The sequence below is a fragment of the Victivallis vadensis genome (genome assembly GCF_003096415.1).
In the GTDB taxonomy this organism is placed as follows: domain Bacteria; phylum Verrucomicrobiota; class Lentisphaeria; order Victivallales; family Victivallaceae; genus Victivallis; species Victivallis vadensis.
On record NZ_QEKH01000019.1, the window covers coordinates 1 to 14956 of the forward strand.

General features: G+C 48.2%; 15 protein-coding genes. 7 read left to right on the top strand and 8 right to left on the bottom strand.

Annotation, left to right across the window (positions count from 1 at the left end):
- Positions 1 to 593: 593 nt before the first annotated feature.
- On the top strand, positions 594 to 824 hold the full coding sequence (locus C8D82_RS11980) for a type II toxin-antitoxin system Y4mF family antitoxin (RefSeq protein WP_116884527.1): 231 nt from the start codon (positions 594 to 596) through the stop codon (positions 822 to 824).
- 151 nt (positions 825 to 975) lie between these two features.
- Here the strand turns inward: C8D82_RS11980 and C8D82_RS11990 are convergent, their stop codons facing one another.
- The gene (locus C8D82_RS11990; protein WP_116884529.1) at positions 976 to 1188 is read right to left on the bottom strand and encodes a hypothetical protein; all 213 of its coding nucleotides are present in this window, start codon (positions 1186 to 1188) and stop codon (positions 976 to 978) included.
- A 308-nt stretch (positions 1189 to 1496) separates the two neighbouring features.
- On the opposite strand from C8D82_RS11990, the gene C8D82_RS11995 reads away from it, so the two are divergent.
- Together C8D82_RS11995 and C8D82_RS12000 are read left to right on the top strand one after the other, a co-directional pair.
- Positions 1497 to 2105, top strand: a complete 609-nt coding sequence (locus C8D82_RS11995; RefSeq protein WP_116884530.1) for a DUF6088 family protein — start codon at positions 1497 to 1499, stop codon at positions 2103 to 2105.
- A 2-nt stretch (positions 2106 to 2107) separates the two neighbouring features.
- Positions 2108 to 3088, top strand: coding sequence for a nucleotidyl transferase AbiEii/AbiGii toxin family protein (locus tag C8D82_RS12000; RefSeq protein WP_116884531.1), 981 nt, complete (start codon positions 2108 to 2110; stop codon positions 3086 to 3088).
- A gap of 1 nt (position 3089) precedes the next feature.
- Here the strand turns inward: C8D82_RS12000 and C8D82_RS12005 are convergent, their stop codons facing one another.
- The 7 genes from C8D82_RS12005 to C8D82_RS12040 form a co-directional block, all read right to left on the bottom strand.
- Positions 3090 to 3524, bottom strand: coding sequence for a hypothetical protein (locus C8D82_RS12005; protein WP_116884532.1), 435 nt, complete (start codon positions 3522 to 3524; stop codon positions 3090 to 3092).
- A gap of 517 nt (positions 3525 to 4041) precedes the next feature.
- Positions 4042 to 4314 carry a hypothetical protein gene (locus tag C8D82_RS12010; protein WP_116884533.1) on the bottom strand — a complete coding sequence of 91 codons (273 nt, stop codon included), beginning with the start codon at positions 4312 to 4314 and terminating at the stop codon, positions 4042 to 4044.
- A 3-nt stretch (positions 4315 to 4317) separates the two neighbouring features.
- Positions 4318 to 4680, bottom strand: coding sequence for a hypothetical protein (locus C8D82_RS12015; protein WP_116884534.1), 363 nt, complete (start codon positions 4678 to 4680; stop codon positions 4318 to 4320).
- A 96-nt stretch (positions 4681 to 4776) separates the two neighbouring features.
- Positions 4777 to 5532 carry a hypothetical protein gene (locus C8D82_RS12020; RefSeq protein ID WP_133245178.1) on the bottom strand — a complete coding sequence of 252 codons (756 nt, stop codon included), beginning with the start codon at positions 5530 to 5532 and terminating at the stop codon, positions 4777 to 4779.
- Between the two features lie 32 nt (positions 5533 to 5564).
- Positions 5565 to 5882, bottom strand: coding sequence for a hypothetical protein (locus C8D82_RS12025; protein WP_116884536.1), 318 nt, complete (start codon positions 5880 to 5882; stop codon positions 5565 to 5567).
- Positions 5883 to 5896: 14 nt separating this feature from the next.
- Positions 5897 to 6304: a hypothetical protein gene (locus C8D82_RS12030; protein ID WP_133245179.1), complete on the bottom strand. Its 408-nt coding sequence runs from the start codon at positions 6302 to 6304 to the stop codon at positions 5897 to 5899.
- Positions 6305 to 6506: 202 nt separating this feature from the next.
- Positions 6507 to 6917 (bottom strand): helix-turn-helix domain-containing protein, encoded by a 411-nt coding sequence (locus tag C8D82_RS12040; RefSeq protein WP_165833043.1) that lies wholly within the window; start codon positions 6915 to 6917, stop codon positions 6507 to 6509.
- Positions 6918 to 7476: 559 nt separating this feature from the next.
- Between C8D82_RS12040 and C8D82_RS12045 the strand changes: the two genes are divergently transcribed.
- Genes C8D82_RS12045 through C8D82_RS12060 form a run of 4 tightly spaced genes read left to right on the top strand, consistent with a single transcriptional unit; the run spans position 7477 to position 14939 of the window.
- Positions 7477 to 7893, top strand: coding sequence for a hypothetical protein (locus C8D82_RS12045; protein ID WP_116884540.1), 417 nt, complete (start codon positions 7477 to 7479; stop codon positions 7891 to 7893).
- Positions 7894 to 7900: 7 nt separating this feature from the next.
- Positions 7901 to 8242 (top strand): hypothetical protein, encoded by a 342-nt coding sequence (locus C8D82_RS12050; RefSeq protein WP_116884541.1) that lies wholly within the window; start codon positions 7901 to 7903, stop codon positions 8240 to 8242.
- Positions 8239 to 11202 (top strand): VirB4 family type IV secretion system protein, encoded by a 2964-nt coding sequence (locus tag C8D82_RS12055; protein ID WP_116884542.1) that lies wholly within the window; start codon positions 8239 to 8241, stop codon positions 11200 to 11202. The genes C8D82_RS12050 and C8D82_RS12055 overlap by 4 nt, the downstream gene beginning before the upstream one ends.
- Positions 11203 to 11207: 5 nt before the next feature.
- Entirely contained in the window at positions 11208 to 14939 is a 3732-nt protein-coding gene (locus C8D82_RS12060; protein ID WP_116884543.1) for a coiled-coil domain-containing protein, read from the top strand.
- Positions 14940 to 14956 lie beyond the last annotated feature (17 nt).

Below are 14956 nucleotides of genomic sequence, written 5' to 3' on the forward strand. Positions count from 1 at the left end.
TTCACGTCCCATGTCGTCCTCCCATTATTCTGGTTTGTGGAAGAACATAACACGCATGCAATCTCAAATCCAGATGTAGCTCACCGGGCGGTTACTCGTGTAATTTTCATTATAGGTTAAATTATTTGCAACAAAGAGGACGAGCTGTTAGAGGGAAAGGCGGATGGAAAAAATTTTTGTAAGAGAAACCGGAATATCCATTCAGAAGAATCATAACTGGGATTATATTTCATTAACAGATATCGCCCGGTATAAGAATCCTACTGAAACGGCCTTGGTTATATCCTATTGGTTAAGCACATGTTTTACTGTTGATTTTCTTGGTATTTGGGAAACGATCAAAAATCTGGATTTTAATACTACGGAATTCAGTAGTATTAGAAATGAGAGTGGCAACTTTCGTTTGAAGAGTTGTTATATGAACTATAATTTCTTGAAAATGAAATCAATTCCGAACTGCAATGTCATACGATTCATCTACCGGAAAGGCAAATAAAGAAATTTTTATTCCCGAACGGGAATGGTAGATTGAAAAATCCTTTTTCTATGCTATCTTATTCCCGAACGGGAATGATATTTAGGAATATTTTGAAGTGAGCAAAGAAAAACTACAATCGGCAGAAGCAATCGGAGCTTTGATCCGAACAACAAGAAAGACTCAGGGGCTTTCTCAGGCTGAACTTGCCGGAGTTGCAAATACTGGGGTGCGCTTTATTTCTGATTTGGAGAACGGCAAAGGAACAATCCAGATCCGAAAACTGCTGAATGTCCTGAATGCTTTAGGGTTGGGACTTTATATATTCAACCGTTGGGAGAATGAATGATGGATCAGCTTGATGTTTATCTGCATGATACAAAAGCAGGAGTCCTCACATCCGATAAGGGACGGATGGAGTTCTGTTACTCTCCTGCATATATCAAAAATCCGGAAGTGTAGCCTTTTGCATTTTCTTTGCCAGTCCACTCTGAACCGTATCAGGAAGATGCGATTACTCCATTTTTTCCAATCTTCTTCTGGACGATGTCCCACATGAAATCAATGATATATTCGGGCGTGTAATAACTGTCGAGAATGGAGTTCTGCGCCGTCTGATATTCCTCGTCGGAAAGCAGTTCCTTGAGCGCCTGATAATGGCGATTGCCTTCCATGAAAACTTCGATCAGCCCGCCCCATCCGCTGAACTGCAAAAGTGTGAACTGCTCCTCATGAGACGAGACCCGTTCTCCGGTGCCGAGTTCTTTCAGCAGACGGATCGCCTTGAAATTCGCCTCAATCCGCGCAGCCGGAGTCGTCGGTATTTCCGTATTGCTTCCATCATCCTATCCTTTCGGTTGATTTTTTACCCGAAGGCTGACGGACCGAAATAGGATGTAGCGTCATCCGGTCTGGCAGCCGGGAAAACAAACGAAAAAATTATTTCTTTTTTATCAGATTCCATTTGATTTTCAAAGGAAAAGATGCTATTTTTCCTTTGAAAATCAAAGGAAAAATCAATATGCTCTCTATTGAAGATAAAATACTTGCAAGAATAAAATCTCATGGCAGAGGATGGGCGATGACCAATAGCGATTTTGGAGACTTGGCCAAGACTGCAACCATAGATTGGAGCCTATATCGTCTCAAAGATAAAAAAGTTATTCGCCCTCTTTTGCGGGGCATTTACGATTATCCCCGCTTCAGTGAACTTCTTCAAGAAGAGATGGCTCCTGATATGGAAATGGTTGCCAGAGCCATTGCCCGAAAGTTCCAGTGGAATATTTTGATTTCCGGCAATGCGGCATTGAATTATTTAGGATTGAGTACTCAGGTTCCAATGCGTTTAACCTATTTTTCGGATGGGCCAACCCGGCAGTATGGGATTGGCAGTCGAACAATAGAATTCAAACATATTTCTCTTAAAGAGGCGCGATTTGCAAATATCAAAAGTGAAATCATAGTCCAAGCGCTCCGGGAGTTGGGGGCCGAGCATATTACTGCAGAGATCATAAATAAGATACGTAACTTTATTCCGGCATCAGAACGGAATAAAATCTTGAAAGATACTCAATTCACTACCGATTGGATTCATGATAAAATAAAATTGATCTGCTCGGAAGGAAACTGATCATGGACAAAATTGCTCGTATGGATTCCAGAAAACGGCAGGAACTTTTTGTTCAAACGGCGGCAAAATTTCCTTATTTGTCTGAAGCCGCAGTGGAAAAAGATTTTTGGGTCTGCTGGATGTTGAAGCAACTTTTCGATTCTTCATTGAGGGATACTGTTATATTTAAAGGGGGAACCAGCCTTTCCAAAATTTTTCATCTGATTAAACGATTTTCAGAAGATATTGATTTGATTCTGAATTGGAAAGAGAATCCGATAGGTAATCCGTTAGAGAAACGCAGCAATGCACAACAGGCCAAGTTCAATGAAGAACTGGATACTTGGGGACAGCATTATATTGCAGACGTATTGCTGCCTGAGGTACAGAAACTTTGTGCAGGCATCTGTGTTGCTGAACTTTCAGAGGAAAAACCGGACAATATTATAATCACCTATCCAAAATCTTTTTCCGATGAATATCTGCGTCCCCAGATATTGTTGGAAATCGGAGCGAAAGCGGCCTGGGTGCCGCATGCTACCTATAGAATTTCGCCTTATGCCTCAGACGCATATCCACAATTATTTGCTACGCCGGAAATAGATATTATTGCAACGACTCCGGAACGTTCTTTTTGGGAAAAAATTACCATTCTTCATGCAGAAGCGCACCGTCCAGAGAATAGTAAAATACGGGGACGTTACTCCAGGCACTATTACGATACGGTTATGATCGCACGGAGTTCTGTAAAAGAGTCAGCATTCTCCGATTTGGAATTATTGAAGCAAGTCGTCGATTTTAAGGATAAGTTCTATCATTGCGGATGGGCAAATTATAAGGATGCCAAACCGGGAACAATGAGGCTGTTGCCAGCGGAACATTCCATGAAAGCTTTGAAAGCAGACTATACGGCGATGAGAACCATGATTTACGGAGATTATATTTCATTTGAAGAGTTATTGAATGAACTACGGTCTCTTGAAAATGAAATCAATTCTCTTTAATTCAAAATGCGGCGATGCAGATTCCAGCGAGCAGTATGGCGGTGATGATCCCGATCAGCAGAAAGAACAGGATCACTTTCCCTGTATTGAACTTTCCGACATGCCTGATCAGCCAGATCAGTCCCAAAGCCCCGAGCTGCACAATGATGAAAAAGCTGGCACCGCAGACCGCCCAGAGAAATTTTTTGTTGGAGAAATCCCGCCAGGTCGGAACTTGACCATATACCAATGAAACCAGAATCAGCATGACTCCGCCGATGGCGATCAGGAATAGAACTGCTTTCATCAGCGCGTAAAGTTTGAGCGAGACGGGATGACCATATACTTTCTGGTCGATCCAGAACTCTTTTTCACGGTCGGATTGACGCATGATCCATTTGTAGATGCCGTAGATCAGAAGTATTAAAGCGGCGGGTGTGGAGAGAAGAAGATACATAATTTTCAATCCGGGCGGGAAACGCTTTTTCGCGTTTCAATTTGTTTTCTCTTTCCTGATCATTTTTCATCTTCTTCAGCCTCCTTTTCGTGTTTGTTCACCCCCAAATCCATCTGATCCAAAAGGCTTTATGCCGGGGCGGATGGATGACAGGCAAACACGAAAATCTTCATTGATTTTTCTGAAAGGCATAGATCATGCCCGATCATGAAATTCTTGCTTACACATATAGTTTTCAACATTTCTAAAGTTGAACTTGTATTTTGCATAAATGGAGATGTTGTATATGGAGGAGAAAATACCAGAAAAAATGTAGCGCAATTTATGATTCGGTGGACAATTCAAATTCAAAGGAAGAAGTTGGAAGCGATATATCATAAGGATTTTTGCAGGAATCTGTTGAAACTTCGGAAACTTTCAGATAAATTCGTTTCCGGTTATGTCATCTATTCCGGAGATTTGACTCCGGAAATAGACGGCATCAAATATCTGAATTTCAAAGAGACTGCATCGGCAGTCAGTTGAAAACAGGAAGTTTGATCGTTTTGCAACTGGAATTCATCGGGTTCCACGACACGAAGCCGTCGAAGTGCGCCGGACAGCCTTTTCTGCCGCAGGAATAGCATTTTTTGAAGCCGGAATGCTGCTCCATCTCAGCCAATGCTTCCCCGATGCGTTCCGCGCGATTCCATTGTTCCGCGCGTTCCGCTTCCTCATAACTCTGTTCCAGTTCGGCATACCGGCGTTTCCAGACAGCGCGAGCCTTCAGATAGTCTTTGCAAACCTTCATCTTTCACCTCCGATTTCTTCTTTGATATTCCGCAATGAATTCCGCTTCGGAAACTTCGATGGAGTGCCAATCGCGATCAATCTGACCGCACCGTTCAAGAAGAATCCGGTAGATTTTCCGCTGATCGGCATATTCTTTTTCCCGGTGTATTCGGCTCCAGTAGTTCTGTTCCCGCTTGACATGCGCCATATCCCGGCACAGGCTGAAATCCCGGCTGAGAACAGAGATTTTGTTCCCGTTCAGATCGAAATACGCACGTGCCGTATTGACAAGCAGATACGGATACCAATCGTCATTTCTGTCGAATCGCACAATGTTGCGTTTCCGTAATTCATTGAACTCAATTTCTATTTCAATCATTCCCATTTTCAGCTCCTTTCTGTTCTTGTTTGGGCCCAAAAAAGCCGGATTGTTCCAGACGGCATTTCGTCGGGACAATCCGGCAAGACAAACAAGAACCGCTTATTTTACACAGAAGCCTCCCGGCTTCCCCGCATTGCAGTAGAATTCTTCAAGTTGGTTTTCCCTGTAAAGCGGAATTTTTTCAATGGACCAGCCGCTGTATTTGCTTTCCGCCAGATAGTAACCGTATCCTCCGGAATAGTCCTCACGATTCTCCCAGTCGGCTGGAGCCGTCGCCAGCTCCCGGATTTCCGGAATATCGCTGTTCAACGCTGCCTTGCGCATTTCCGGAAACAAATTCCGCTTGTGTTTTGAAAATGCCAACACCACAGTCCGGACTGTTCGATAATCGAAGTAATCGGTTTGCAAATCCGAAACGTCTTCATGCTCTACGGCTAAAATCAATGCCACAGGCTTTCCATGTTTTTTGATCGCATCGGCAAAATGTTCCTTGCCGATTACAGCCAGACGTTCATTTTCGATCCGGCGCTTTTCGGCTTCAAGTGCTTCGGCTCTCTCTTTTTCCAGAAACAGCTTTTCGAGTTCGGCGATTTCGGCTTCCGGCATCAGTCTGCCGGGATAAAAATAGACGCCGATTCCGAAGCGTTCCGCAATCGGTTTGATGAATTGATGACGGGATACCCGCAGATCATCAATCCAGAGAATCCGGCAGGAAGTCCCCCATTTCCCATTCGCCACACGCTCAAGAACAACGCCGTCATATTCATGGGCAGGTCCATCAATTCCCATAACAATCTGACCTCTTTCCAGACGATGTTCCACGCACGGCTCCATCTTCCCGGTTTTCCAGTTCATGTGCATAACCTGCATGATATGATCCTCCATTTTCAGCGTCCGGAACGTTCCCGGACAAGTTTGTCGAATGCGCTGTTTGAAATCGTCCGGACATTGGTATGCAGCCCGAACCACGGTTTTACTCTGGCAAGCGTCCAGACGACAACTCTGCCGTTTGGATAAGTCGCGATTGCTCCGACTTCGCGGGAGTAACGATTCTGGCGATAAAGAAACTCTTTTGCGGTTTTTTCATTGAGATCGCCCATTCCGATGGTAAGACTCGCCCAGATCAGACATTCCAACGTATGACCGTCTTTTCCCTGTTTCTTCTGCCAATTCCTGACCTTGCTGATGTCCCAATTCAATGACATGATTACCTCTTTCCTTACATTGAAAACCGTTTGCCGATCCCGTGATTTCGGAGAGCCTCCCGCTCGACCTCCGTAAAAAGAGATTCGGGATAACCGGTCACGTCCCCCGAACGCCAGCAGTCGGGATACTCGCGAACCATTTGGAATACATTTCTCTCGATTTCATTGAGAACACTGTCATCTGTTGCAAAGATTCCGGAATGCACCAATAATGTTTGTGTGTCGTTCCGCCGTGTTTCCGTGGTGATCAGCAGTACGATCTGCGGGAAGTTTTGACTCATTTTTACCTTACCTTTCTGGAAAGCTATTCTTTCCGCATAAAAAAAGGCAAGCAGGAAAGTGAATACGGCAGCGCAGCCGCAAGGAAAGAATAATTTTTTATTTATCGAAAGGGATAATGCTTTTAAATGTCTGAAGACCAAGAAGATCTTTTATTTTTATCGTGTGATTTTGCATTTCAATTGCAAATCACACGATATAGTGAAGGAATCAGGAGACATTTTCAACATGTTTTTCGGGGAGGCATGTCGAAAGAATAAGAAGAGAAGGGAGAGCCAGCGGCATTTCTGAATTTCATGACTCCCCGACATGAAAACTCCAGTTAACGATTACTGGTATTCAGATTCAGCTATGCCAAATTTCGTTTTCAAGCTCTTGAAGTTTTTGCCGTAAAGCTTTCTTACCCATGCCGCGGAACGCCGCAATTTTCGCAACTGTTGCAGGAGAAGGCACAACTTTATCATATTCCCATTTATGCAGATTCGCCCTGTCCACTTTGAGCAATCGGGCAAATGCAGCCTGTGACAACTGCAGGCGTTTGCGGATGGCTATGATATTGGCTCCTTTCATTCTGTATTGATGAGATCGAATGGAAGAGGCGGAGGATATCTTTTGCTCCTGCGGAGCTCTCTCCAAAACCGCCAGCCGATGTTCCATTAATTTTTGCTGTTCCGTCACCTCCTTGCAGATTTTCCGGATTTCGAGAATAATCAGTTCATGGAGCTTTTCGCCGATAGCGATTGCTATATCCTGCATGATAAACACTCCTTTCGGAGCCATCATGCCGGGGGGCCGAAAAGCATGAACTGCCGGCGACGAAAATCTCAAAAATGATGACGGTCTGCTTTCTTTCTCAATTTCCCTTTGATATTTCTCCTATAGTTCATTTATTGTCTTGGTAATTAATATTATTATATAATTGCTCTTTTTCAAGATCATTTATTGTTTTCAGTATTGAAAAAATGCTGAAAATACAGAGAAATTGAAAAAAATACGATTTTTTTGTTATGCCATATCAGATAATCCAGAGTAAAAAACACGAGTCGGGCATTCTCATTATTGCAAACCACACTCAGGCTTTCTCTGAATTCTGATTCTCCTCGAAACTGGGTAATCGGGGGCATTTAAAATTGTCCGAAAGAACCAACAAAGCAGACAACAGATTTTTCAATACCGTTGTTGCAATATGCGGTTAATACGCTTATAATCAACATGTTATATATTTTTATCTGCATTGAAAACACTTGTTTTCCGCGTATTTTAGATAGTGTCTGCGATGGTCGCAGAACTACTGAAAATCGGAAAGGATATCATCATGAAAATGCAAATGATCAGAACAGGAGCATCTCTTGCCGACAAGTTCCATGGACTTGTCAAGCTGCTGCAAATGCCGTTTACTCAGGACGGGTTTGAACCGCTGTACCCATTGTTGAAATCCAGGACGATGGCCGGTTTTCTGGCGACCTATGCCACCATGTGCCGGGCATGGGCGGTCAACACCGGCATCGACGCTTCTTCGGGACTCGGCTATGTGCAGTGGATCATCATGGCCATCGGCCTGATCTTTACGCTGATCATGGGGATTTCGACCGGATTCGCATTCAAGAATGATGCGGCAAACGCGAAAGCGCAGCTGATCGGGACGATCCTGATTCCGGTGCTGTTCGCGATTGTGCTGTACATTTTCAACAAAACGCTCGGCATTTCGCTGAATGCTTCCAGCGGACTGTGAGGCTGATATGACGGAAGAAGTACCTCTTGCCATTCCCCGGAATCCGGCTCAGATACCGGCATCGCAGTTCCGTCTGTCGCGGAACCTGAAAGTGCGCGGCGATGCGATCTACATCATTTTCGGCGGCATCATCGGAGCGGTTTTCCTGTTTTTCGCCCTGATGGATGCCTCGGTGATACTGGCCGTCGCCGTATCATGGATTCCGCTGGCGGCGTCCGTCTGGTTCTATTTCCGGTTCGTTCGGGAGAAGCCGCGCTACTATTTCGACTACTGGCTCAACAGCCTCTTCGGAACGGCTCTGCGGCTTGACACCCGAAAGACAATCCGCTTGAAAGCGAGGGTAAAATGATCCGTTATCCCAATGGTTATATCATTGAAACCGATCCGCCGGAAAATGCGTTCTTCGTCTATGGCGAACTGAATGCGACGGGATATGTCGTCAAAGGGTTCCGGCTGGATGTCCCGAATCTCTCCAATGCCGGCTGGCCGCAGAAGAATGAGCTGTATACGCACCTGCAATCGTATCTGTCGCGGTTCGACGCTTCAAAACGGCTTCAGTTCCGCTACACCAAGGACTCGAATTACCGGAAGATTCTGGAAAAATACGAATCCGATACGGAACGTTTGGCGAGTGTGCCGTTCTGTCGTGAGTTCAGAAAGCAGACCGCCGCCGAGCTTCGGCGTCAGATGGAGGCTCATGAACTCTGGCGGGAACATTTGACTGTTTACATTTCGCGTCCGGCAAAGGATTTCATTTCCGGAGCACTGAATGTGGAGTCGGAACAGGCAATGCAACTGTTCCGGGAACGGGTTTCCTCCTGTTTCGAGTCAGAATATCTGCTTTTGAAAAGCGCATTCAGTTTTCCGATCCACAGACTCACGGCAGTTGAACTGTTCGCCGAGTTCTTCGGAGCGGTAAACAAGTCGCTTGCGGCGGAAGAGGTTGATTACAGGGAGATTTTCAGTCCGGATTTCAGCGATGTTTACCGGAATGAGTTCAGCGGTCAGGATCATGCGGAGCAGGACCGGGAACGGGAGACTGCTTCCGAGCGGCATTACGGGATGTACGGAGACGGAATGTATCACAACATTCTGGTCATGCGGCAGCTTCCGGGCTTCGACCTGACGCCGTTTTACGGCAATGTCCTGCTGGAGACAAACGTGACGAATTTTTCGGTCACGGTCAATCTGCGTCCGCTGAACAAGGCCAAGACCATCGAGAAACTGGAATCGCGCCAGGCTTCGGCGCAGCGTGATCTGGAAGCCGATCCCTCGGCGATTGCCTACCGTTCCGAAGTCGATGCGTTCGGAAAAATGATTTACCGGATGGGAGCGGGAGAAGATGTGCCGTTTGAGGCGGAATATCTGATCCATGTCTGGAACCGGAATCTGGAAGAACTTCAGCAGGAGACGGAGCAGCTCCGGCTGGTGGCGACCAATCTGCAATGCGGCATGATGATGCACGATCTGACGGTTCAGGTGGAAGCGCAGTTTCTGAAAACGCTTCCCGGCAATCTCTACTACAAAAAATGGGACCCGCTGTTTACGCTGCACCGGTCCTTTGCGGCGATGATTCCGTTCAATTCGACGTTCGTCGGCTGCGAGGACGATTTTCAGGCGATTTTTCAGGGCGATCACCATAACCTTGTTTGTGTCAACGGATTTTACGGCGGTTCTCCACAGCACGCCGCCACGTTCGGACAGACAGGTTCCGGGAAATCGGTCAATACGCTCGGAGAACTGCTGCAAACATATCCGTTTTACAGCAAGGTGGTGATCATTGAGGAAGGGGCATCCTACCTGATGTTCACCCGGATCGTCGGCGGAGAGTATATCGAAATTGACCTCAACAGCAATCTGACGCTGAATTATTTCGACACCTGCGGTTCTCCGCTCACTGCCAATCAGACGGATTTTGCGACGAATTTCGCAACGGTGATGTGCGGCCAGTCGCAGAACGATGAAATCATTCAGGACCGGGCGGCGATCTTGTCACATTATGTGATCCGTCTTTATGATGCTTCGTGGCAGGAGTGGTGGAACCACCATACGGAACTGCGGAGCGAAATCGCCCGGATTGCCCTGACGATGGAGTGGATGCTTCCGCAGCAGCCTGCGGGAAGCAATACGCAGTTCGACTGTTATGCGGCATTGAAGGAAGCGCTCGCCAAATCACCGGAGAGTCTCACTGTTCCCGAACAGCAGATTCTGAACTATTATCATGGTATTCCAAGTGGAAAAATCACGGAATGTATCGTGGAGAATGGTTCTCTGCTCCGGGACATTTCCTACGCCTATATGAGACCGGAGGATATGCCGTATCACTCTCAGCTGGTGGAAATGATCCGCTCGACGCCCGATCCGACGCATCGCCGGGAGGATACCAACCGGATTGCCACACGGTTGGCGCAGTATGCGGTGGAGTCCGGACGCGGCGCTCTTTTTGACGGCGTGACCAACATCAATCTCGGAGCGCGGCTGCTGCATTTTGAAATCGGCAAGATGGCAAACGTATCGCAGAACATCCGGGCGATGGTAGGGATGGTGATCAGCAACCTTGCACAGCAGCAGATCATCAATATGCCGCGCAAGCTGCTGAAGCTCTTTCTGTATGAGGAGATGCCGCGAATCATCGCCTCTGTTCCAGGAGCGAGCGGCTTTGTGAAACGTTCCTACGCTCAGCTGCGCAAGAGCAACTGCCGGAGCTGGACGATCACACAGGAGGCCGGTCAGCTCATGGTGCAGGACAAGGAAGGTTCCGATCTGGCGACCATCATCATGGGGCAGAGCAAGCAGTATTATCTTCTGAAGAACAAGGACAAGGGGAATATGGAGTTTTTCCGGCGCTTCATCGCATTGTCCGACGATGCGGTCAATGCCGTGATGAACTTTCCCGCGCCGGAACATATTCCCGGTCGAAAGTATTCTTCGTACCTCTACTACATCGACAACGGGGAATATCCGTTGGTGGGTGTGGTCCGGCACTATGCCGATCCGCTGACGATTGCAGTTGCCTCGACCAGCGGAGAAGCGTTTTCCAAGCGGGAAGAGGAATTACGGCGGCTCCGGATTCTTTATCCGGGACTGGATGAGGGACAGCTTCTCATCGAATATGAGAACCGGCAGCGGATCAGCAATCCTGCCCTGAAACTGCTGCGGGAAATGCTGAACAGCAGGGATTTTTCCCGCCTGAATGTTCTGCACGAAGAACTGATCCGGCTGAGTCTGCAAAATGCGGGATTCCGTCCACCGGAAATTCCCGAACGAATCCGACATGAACTCGAAAACTTCAACTCAAACAAGGAGTAAAACACATGAAACGACAAAATTTGAAATCCACACTCAAAACACTGCTGGCGGGATTCTGCATCGCTTCCGGCGGGCTGGCATTCGCCGGCAGCGTCACGGTTTCCGGTACGGCGGGAACCAATCCCACCTACATCGTCATTCCGGAGGAGTATGCCGGAAAAGAGGGACAGTTTGTAGCGACGGCGACTTCGAGCAATTCCAGCCCGGTGACGATTGAAGAACCTTATATCAATCAGGATTATGCGTATGTGAAGAAAAGCTGGAAAAGCTATGGAGCATTCAATTTTACGCTTGGAATCCCCTCCGGAACATTCTACGTCGGGGGAAGCAAGTCATTGAGTTCGCTGGAAAAGGGAAGCTATATTGTGAGAGTATCCCAGGATGTGACCGCACACAGCGTCACCTACGCATTGTATCGCAGTAACTGGGCTGACACGGAAGCCCAGACTTTTTCCGATCTGAAATACTATGCACAGAACGGTACTTTGCCCCCTTCTTCAGGTATTACCCGTGCTCCTACGTATGACGGAGGAGATAATAAAGCAAGTACAACGACAACAGGCGTGACGATCGCCTCCGCCTATATTGTCGTTTACGGAGTCGATGACGGAGGTTCCGGCGGAGAGGTTACGCCTCCCGTGACCGGCGGCGATTCTTCCCGCGGCAGCAATATCGACATCAACATCACAACCGGTACGGATGACGGCGTTTATACCCTGATCAACTCGCTCTTTTCCTACATTTCGGAAATGCAGTCGATTCTTTCGGCTTCCGACGATGCGATCCGCAGTGAGCTCGCGTCTTACATCACCGAACTCCAGACGGCATATCAGGCGGCCGATGCCCAACTGGCAACAACGATTCAGAATCAGATCAATGCGCTGCAGGCGGCAATGTCAACCAGTGTGTCGGATCTGCGGACTTCGCTGGAAAATCAGATTGCCGCATTGCGGAATCAGATGGGATCATTGCAAACACAGCAGTCCAATCTGCTTTCCGAGTTCCAGACGTTGAAAGGAGAACTGCAGACGGCGATTGCGCAGAATTCCGGCAATATCGCGGCATTGTCCAAAGAGTTGGCGGAAAAGTATGAAGCTCTGGTTGCGGCGAATTCGAACCTGAAAGCCGATCTGCTGGCGGAAATTGCCGAAGTCACCAGCGGTTACAAGGAGGCGGATTCCGCATTGATCGCGGATTATTCCTCGAAACTCGCCTCCTTGCAGACTTTGCTTCAGCAGGCGGATTCCGCATTGGCCGACAATATCGCGGCATTGCAGAATGCCTATCAGAATGCGGATGCGACCCTGCGGGAGAATCTGGAGCAGCAGCTTGCCGCCTTGCGTAACGAAATGAGCGCGGAAGATCAGAAAACGCTGGACCGCATCACAGCTTTGCAGCAGGAGATGAACAGTGCGGACAACGCCTTGCGCACCGACTATGAAAATAAGATTGCCTTACTGGAAAAAGAGCTCTCCACGGAAGCGTCTGCAATCCGGACGGAGATGAACAATCTCCAGATCAGATATGAGACCGAGCTTGCGAATGCGAAATCGTCATTGGAGGAACAGATGGCGACCATGCAGACCCGCCTTGAGGCTGCGGATCAGCAGACTCTGAGTCAGATTTCCGCACTGGAACGGGAAATGAACAATGCCGATGAAGCTCTGCGCGCCGATTATGAAAACAAAATCTCCGCATTGGAAAAGGAACTCTCTACGGAAGCATCCGCGATCCGCAAGGAGATGTCCACGCTTCAGACGCAGTATGATACAGCTTTAGCCAATGCGAAATCGTCATTGGAGGAGCAGATGGCGACCATGCAGGCGAATCTGACTGCGGCGGACCGGGAAACGCTGAACAAGCTTTCCTCGCTGGAAACATCCATGAACAACGCGCTTGATCTGCAGCGGCAGGATTATGAGAACCGGATCAATTCCCTGAATCAGACGCTGACTGCGGAAGCAGCGGCTCTGCGAACCGAGATGGCGAATCTCTCCAATGCCTATCAGACGGAAATCTCCTACCTCAAGGAAAATCTGGAACAGCAGATTGCCTATCTCAAGGAAACGACGCAGAAAACAACCGATGATCTGCAAAAGCAGATCGACTCCCTGACGGAAAATTACGACCGCCAGATTACAGAGTTGAAGGCCGATTACGATGCCCGGCTTGCTGCCCTGGAGCAGAAATCCGATGATGCGGATGCGGAGTTGAAAGCCGCTATGGAGGCGTATGTGGAAGCGTTGCGCGAGCAGATGACTGTCGCAGACGAGGAAACGCGCGCCCGGCTGCAGGCGCAGCTGGATAATCTCTCCGGGGCATTCAATGAGCGGCTGGAAGTGATTTTGCAGGAATACGAACAGCGGATTGAAAAGGTCAAAGGTCAGATTGAGGATCTGGAAAGCGACACGAAAACGGAGCTGATCACGCAGAAAGCGTTGCTGGAACAGGAATGCAGAAATAAGATTGCCAATCTCAACAGGAGTTATGCGGATAAAATCGCTGAACTTCAGAAGAAGCTGTCCGGCGATCCGGAAAATGCCGATCTCTATTATGCCCAAATTGCGGCATTGGAGAAGGAACTGACCTCCAAAATCTCCGAAACGAATCTTTCCTATCAGAAATTGATTCTGGAAATCGACCGTCAGCTTCGCCAGCTTTCGGACAAGAGCGCGACCGAGCTTCTGGCGGAACTGATGGAACTGCAGAACAAGCGCGACATCGTGGAGGCTGCGATCAACAGTTCCGATTATTCGGACAAACTCGCCGCATTGGATGCGGGAACCCGGCAGAATGCCGACGATGCCCATGCGGAACTGGAGGCGAAACTCGCGGAATTGGAAAAACAGCTGGAGGCGCTGAAAGCGGTCGGTGAGCTGTCGATTGACGACATCATCGCAAAAATTCAGGCGGGAGACGCAGCCAATACTGCAGAGATCGAAAATCTCAAAGTGGTCCTGAAACTTTATTGCGACTCCTTGAAGGATGCGCTCGGCGATCGGATCGCGATTCTGGAGGAGACGATTTCCGCTTTGCAGACTGCGCTTCAGGAGCGGATGCAGACTTTGGAGAACCGTCTGACCTACTCCATGATGACGGATGAGGAACTGGCGAAGCTGGAGGAGGAAAAACAGGCCGCGGTCAATTCGCTTGCCAATCAGATTGCCGGAGTTCAGCTTGCCGTTGAACAGGCGAGGAAAGAGGATAAAGACACCTCCGCATTGGAGGAACAGCTTTCCGCGCTGGCCTCCGAATACTATGCGGCGCAGAACGATCTTGAAAACATCCGCTACGTGATGGAACTGCGCTCCACTTCGGAACTGGCTCTGCACCGCAAATGGATCAAGGAGCTGCAGGAACTGGTGGCGGCATTGCAGAACACCGTTGTCAAACAGGGCGAAACCATCGCGCAGCAGGGGGAAGCGATCAACGGTCTCAAGGAGACGATTGTGAATCTGGAAAAGGCGTTGCGCGATGAACTTGCGAATCTGAAAGATGAACTCAAAGAGTATGTGGACGGCAATGTCGGCGAATTGAATGCGGAGATTGCCGATCTCCTCGGCCAGGTCGAAACACTGCGCGACAATGTCGTTACGCTGGCGACCAGTTCCTATTCCGGCTATCACTCCTCGTCCACCGGGAACGGGTATCAGTACAACTATTCCGGCACGAACAAGGATGAAATCAAAGACGACCGTGATCTCCGTACCAGCGACACCACGGCTCTGGACTTTTAACTCAATAAATATCAGGA

Excerpts from the sequence above, each read along its gene's own strand:
- C8D82_RS12060 (WP_116884543.1), top strand. The coding sequence starts at position 11,208 with ATGAAACGACAAAATTTGAAATCCACACTCAAAACACTGCTGGCGGGA.
- C8D82_RS12025 (WP_116884536.1), bottom strand. The coding sequence starts at position 5,882 with ATGTCATTGAATTGGGACATCAGCAAGGTCAGGAATTGGCAGAAGAAA.
- C8D82_RS12055 (WP_116884542.1), top strand. The coding sequence starts at position 8,239 with ATGATCCGTTATCCCAATGGTTATATCATTGAAACCGATCCGCCGGAA.
- C8D82_RS12010 (WP_116884533.1), bottom strand. The coding sequence starts at position 4,314 with ATGAAGGTTTGCAAAGACTATCTGAAGGCTCGCGCTGTCTGGAAACGC.
- C8D82_RS12015 (WP_116884534.1), bottom strand. The coding sequence starts at position 4,680 with ATGGGAATGATTGAAATAGAAATTGAGTTCAATGAATTACGGAAACGC.
- C8D82_RS12000 (WP_116884531.1), top strand. The coding sequence starts at position 2,108 with ATGGACAAAATTGCTCGTATGGATTCCAGAAAACGGCAGGAACTTTTT.
- C8D82_RS12045 (WP_116884540.1), top strand. The coding sequence starts at position 7,477 with ATGAAAATGCAAATGATCAGAACAGGAGCATCTCTTGCCGACAAGTTC.
- C8D82_RS11995 (WP_116884530.1), top strand. The coding sequence starts at position 1,497 with ATGCTCTCTATTGAAGATAAAATACTTGCAAGAATAAAATCTCATGGC.
- C8D82_RS12020 (WP_133245178.1), bottom strand. The coding sequence starts at position 5,532 with ATGAACTGGAAAACCGGGAAGATGGAGCCGTGCGTGGAACATCGTCTG.
- C8D82_RS12050 (WP_116884541.1), top strand. The coding sequence starts at position 7,901 with ATGACGGAAGAAGTACCTCTTGCCATTCCCCGGAATCCGGCTCAGATA.
- C8D82_RS12005 (WP_116884532.1), bottom strand. The coding sequence starts at position 3,524 with ATGTATCTTCTTCTCTCCACACCCGCCGCTTTAATACTTCTGATCTAC.
- C8D82_RS12040 (WP_165833043.1), bottom strand. The coding sequence starts at position 6,917 with ATGCAGGATATAGCAATCGCTATCGGCGAAAAGCTCCATGAACTGATT.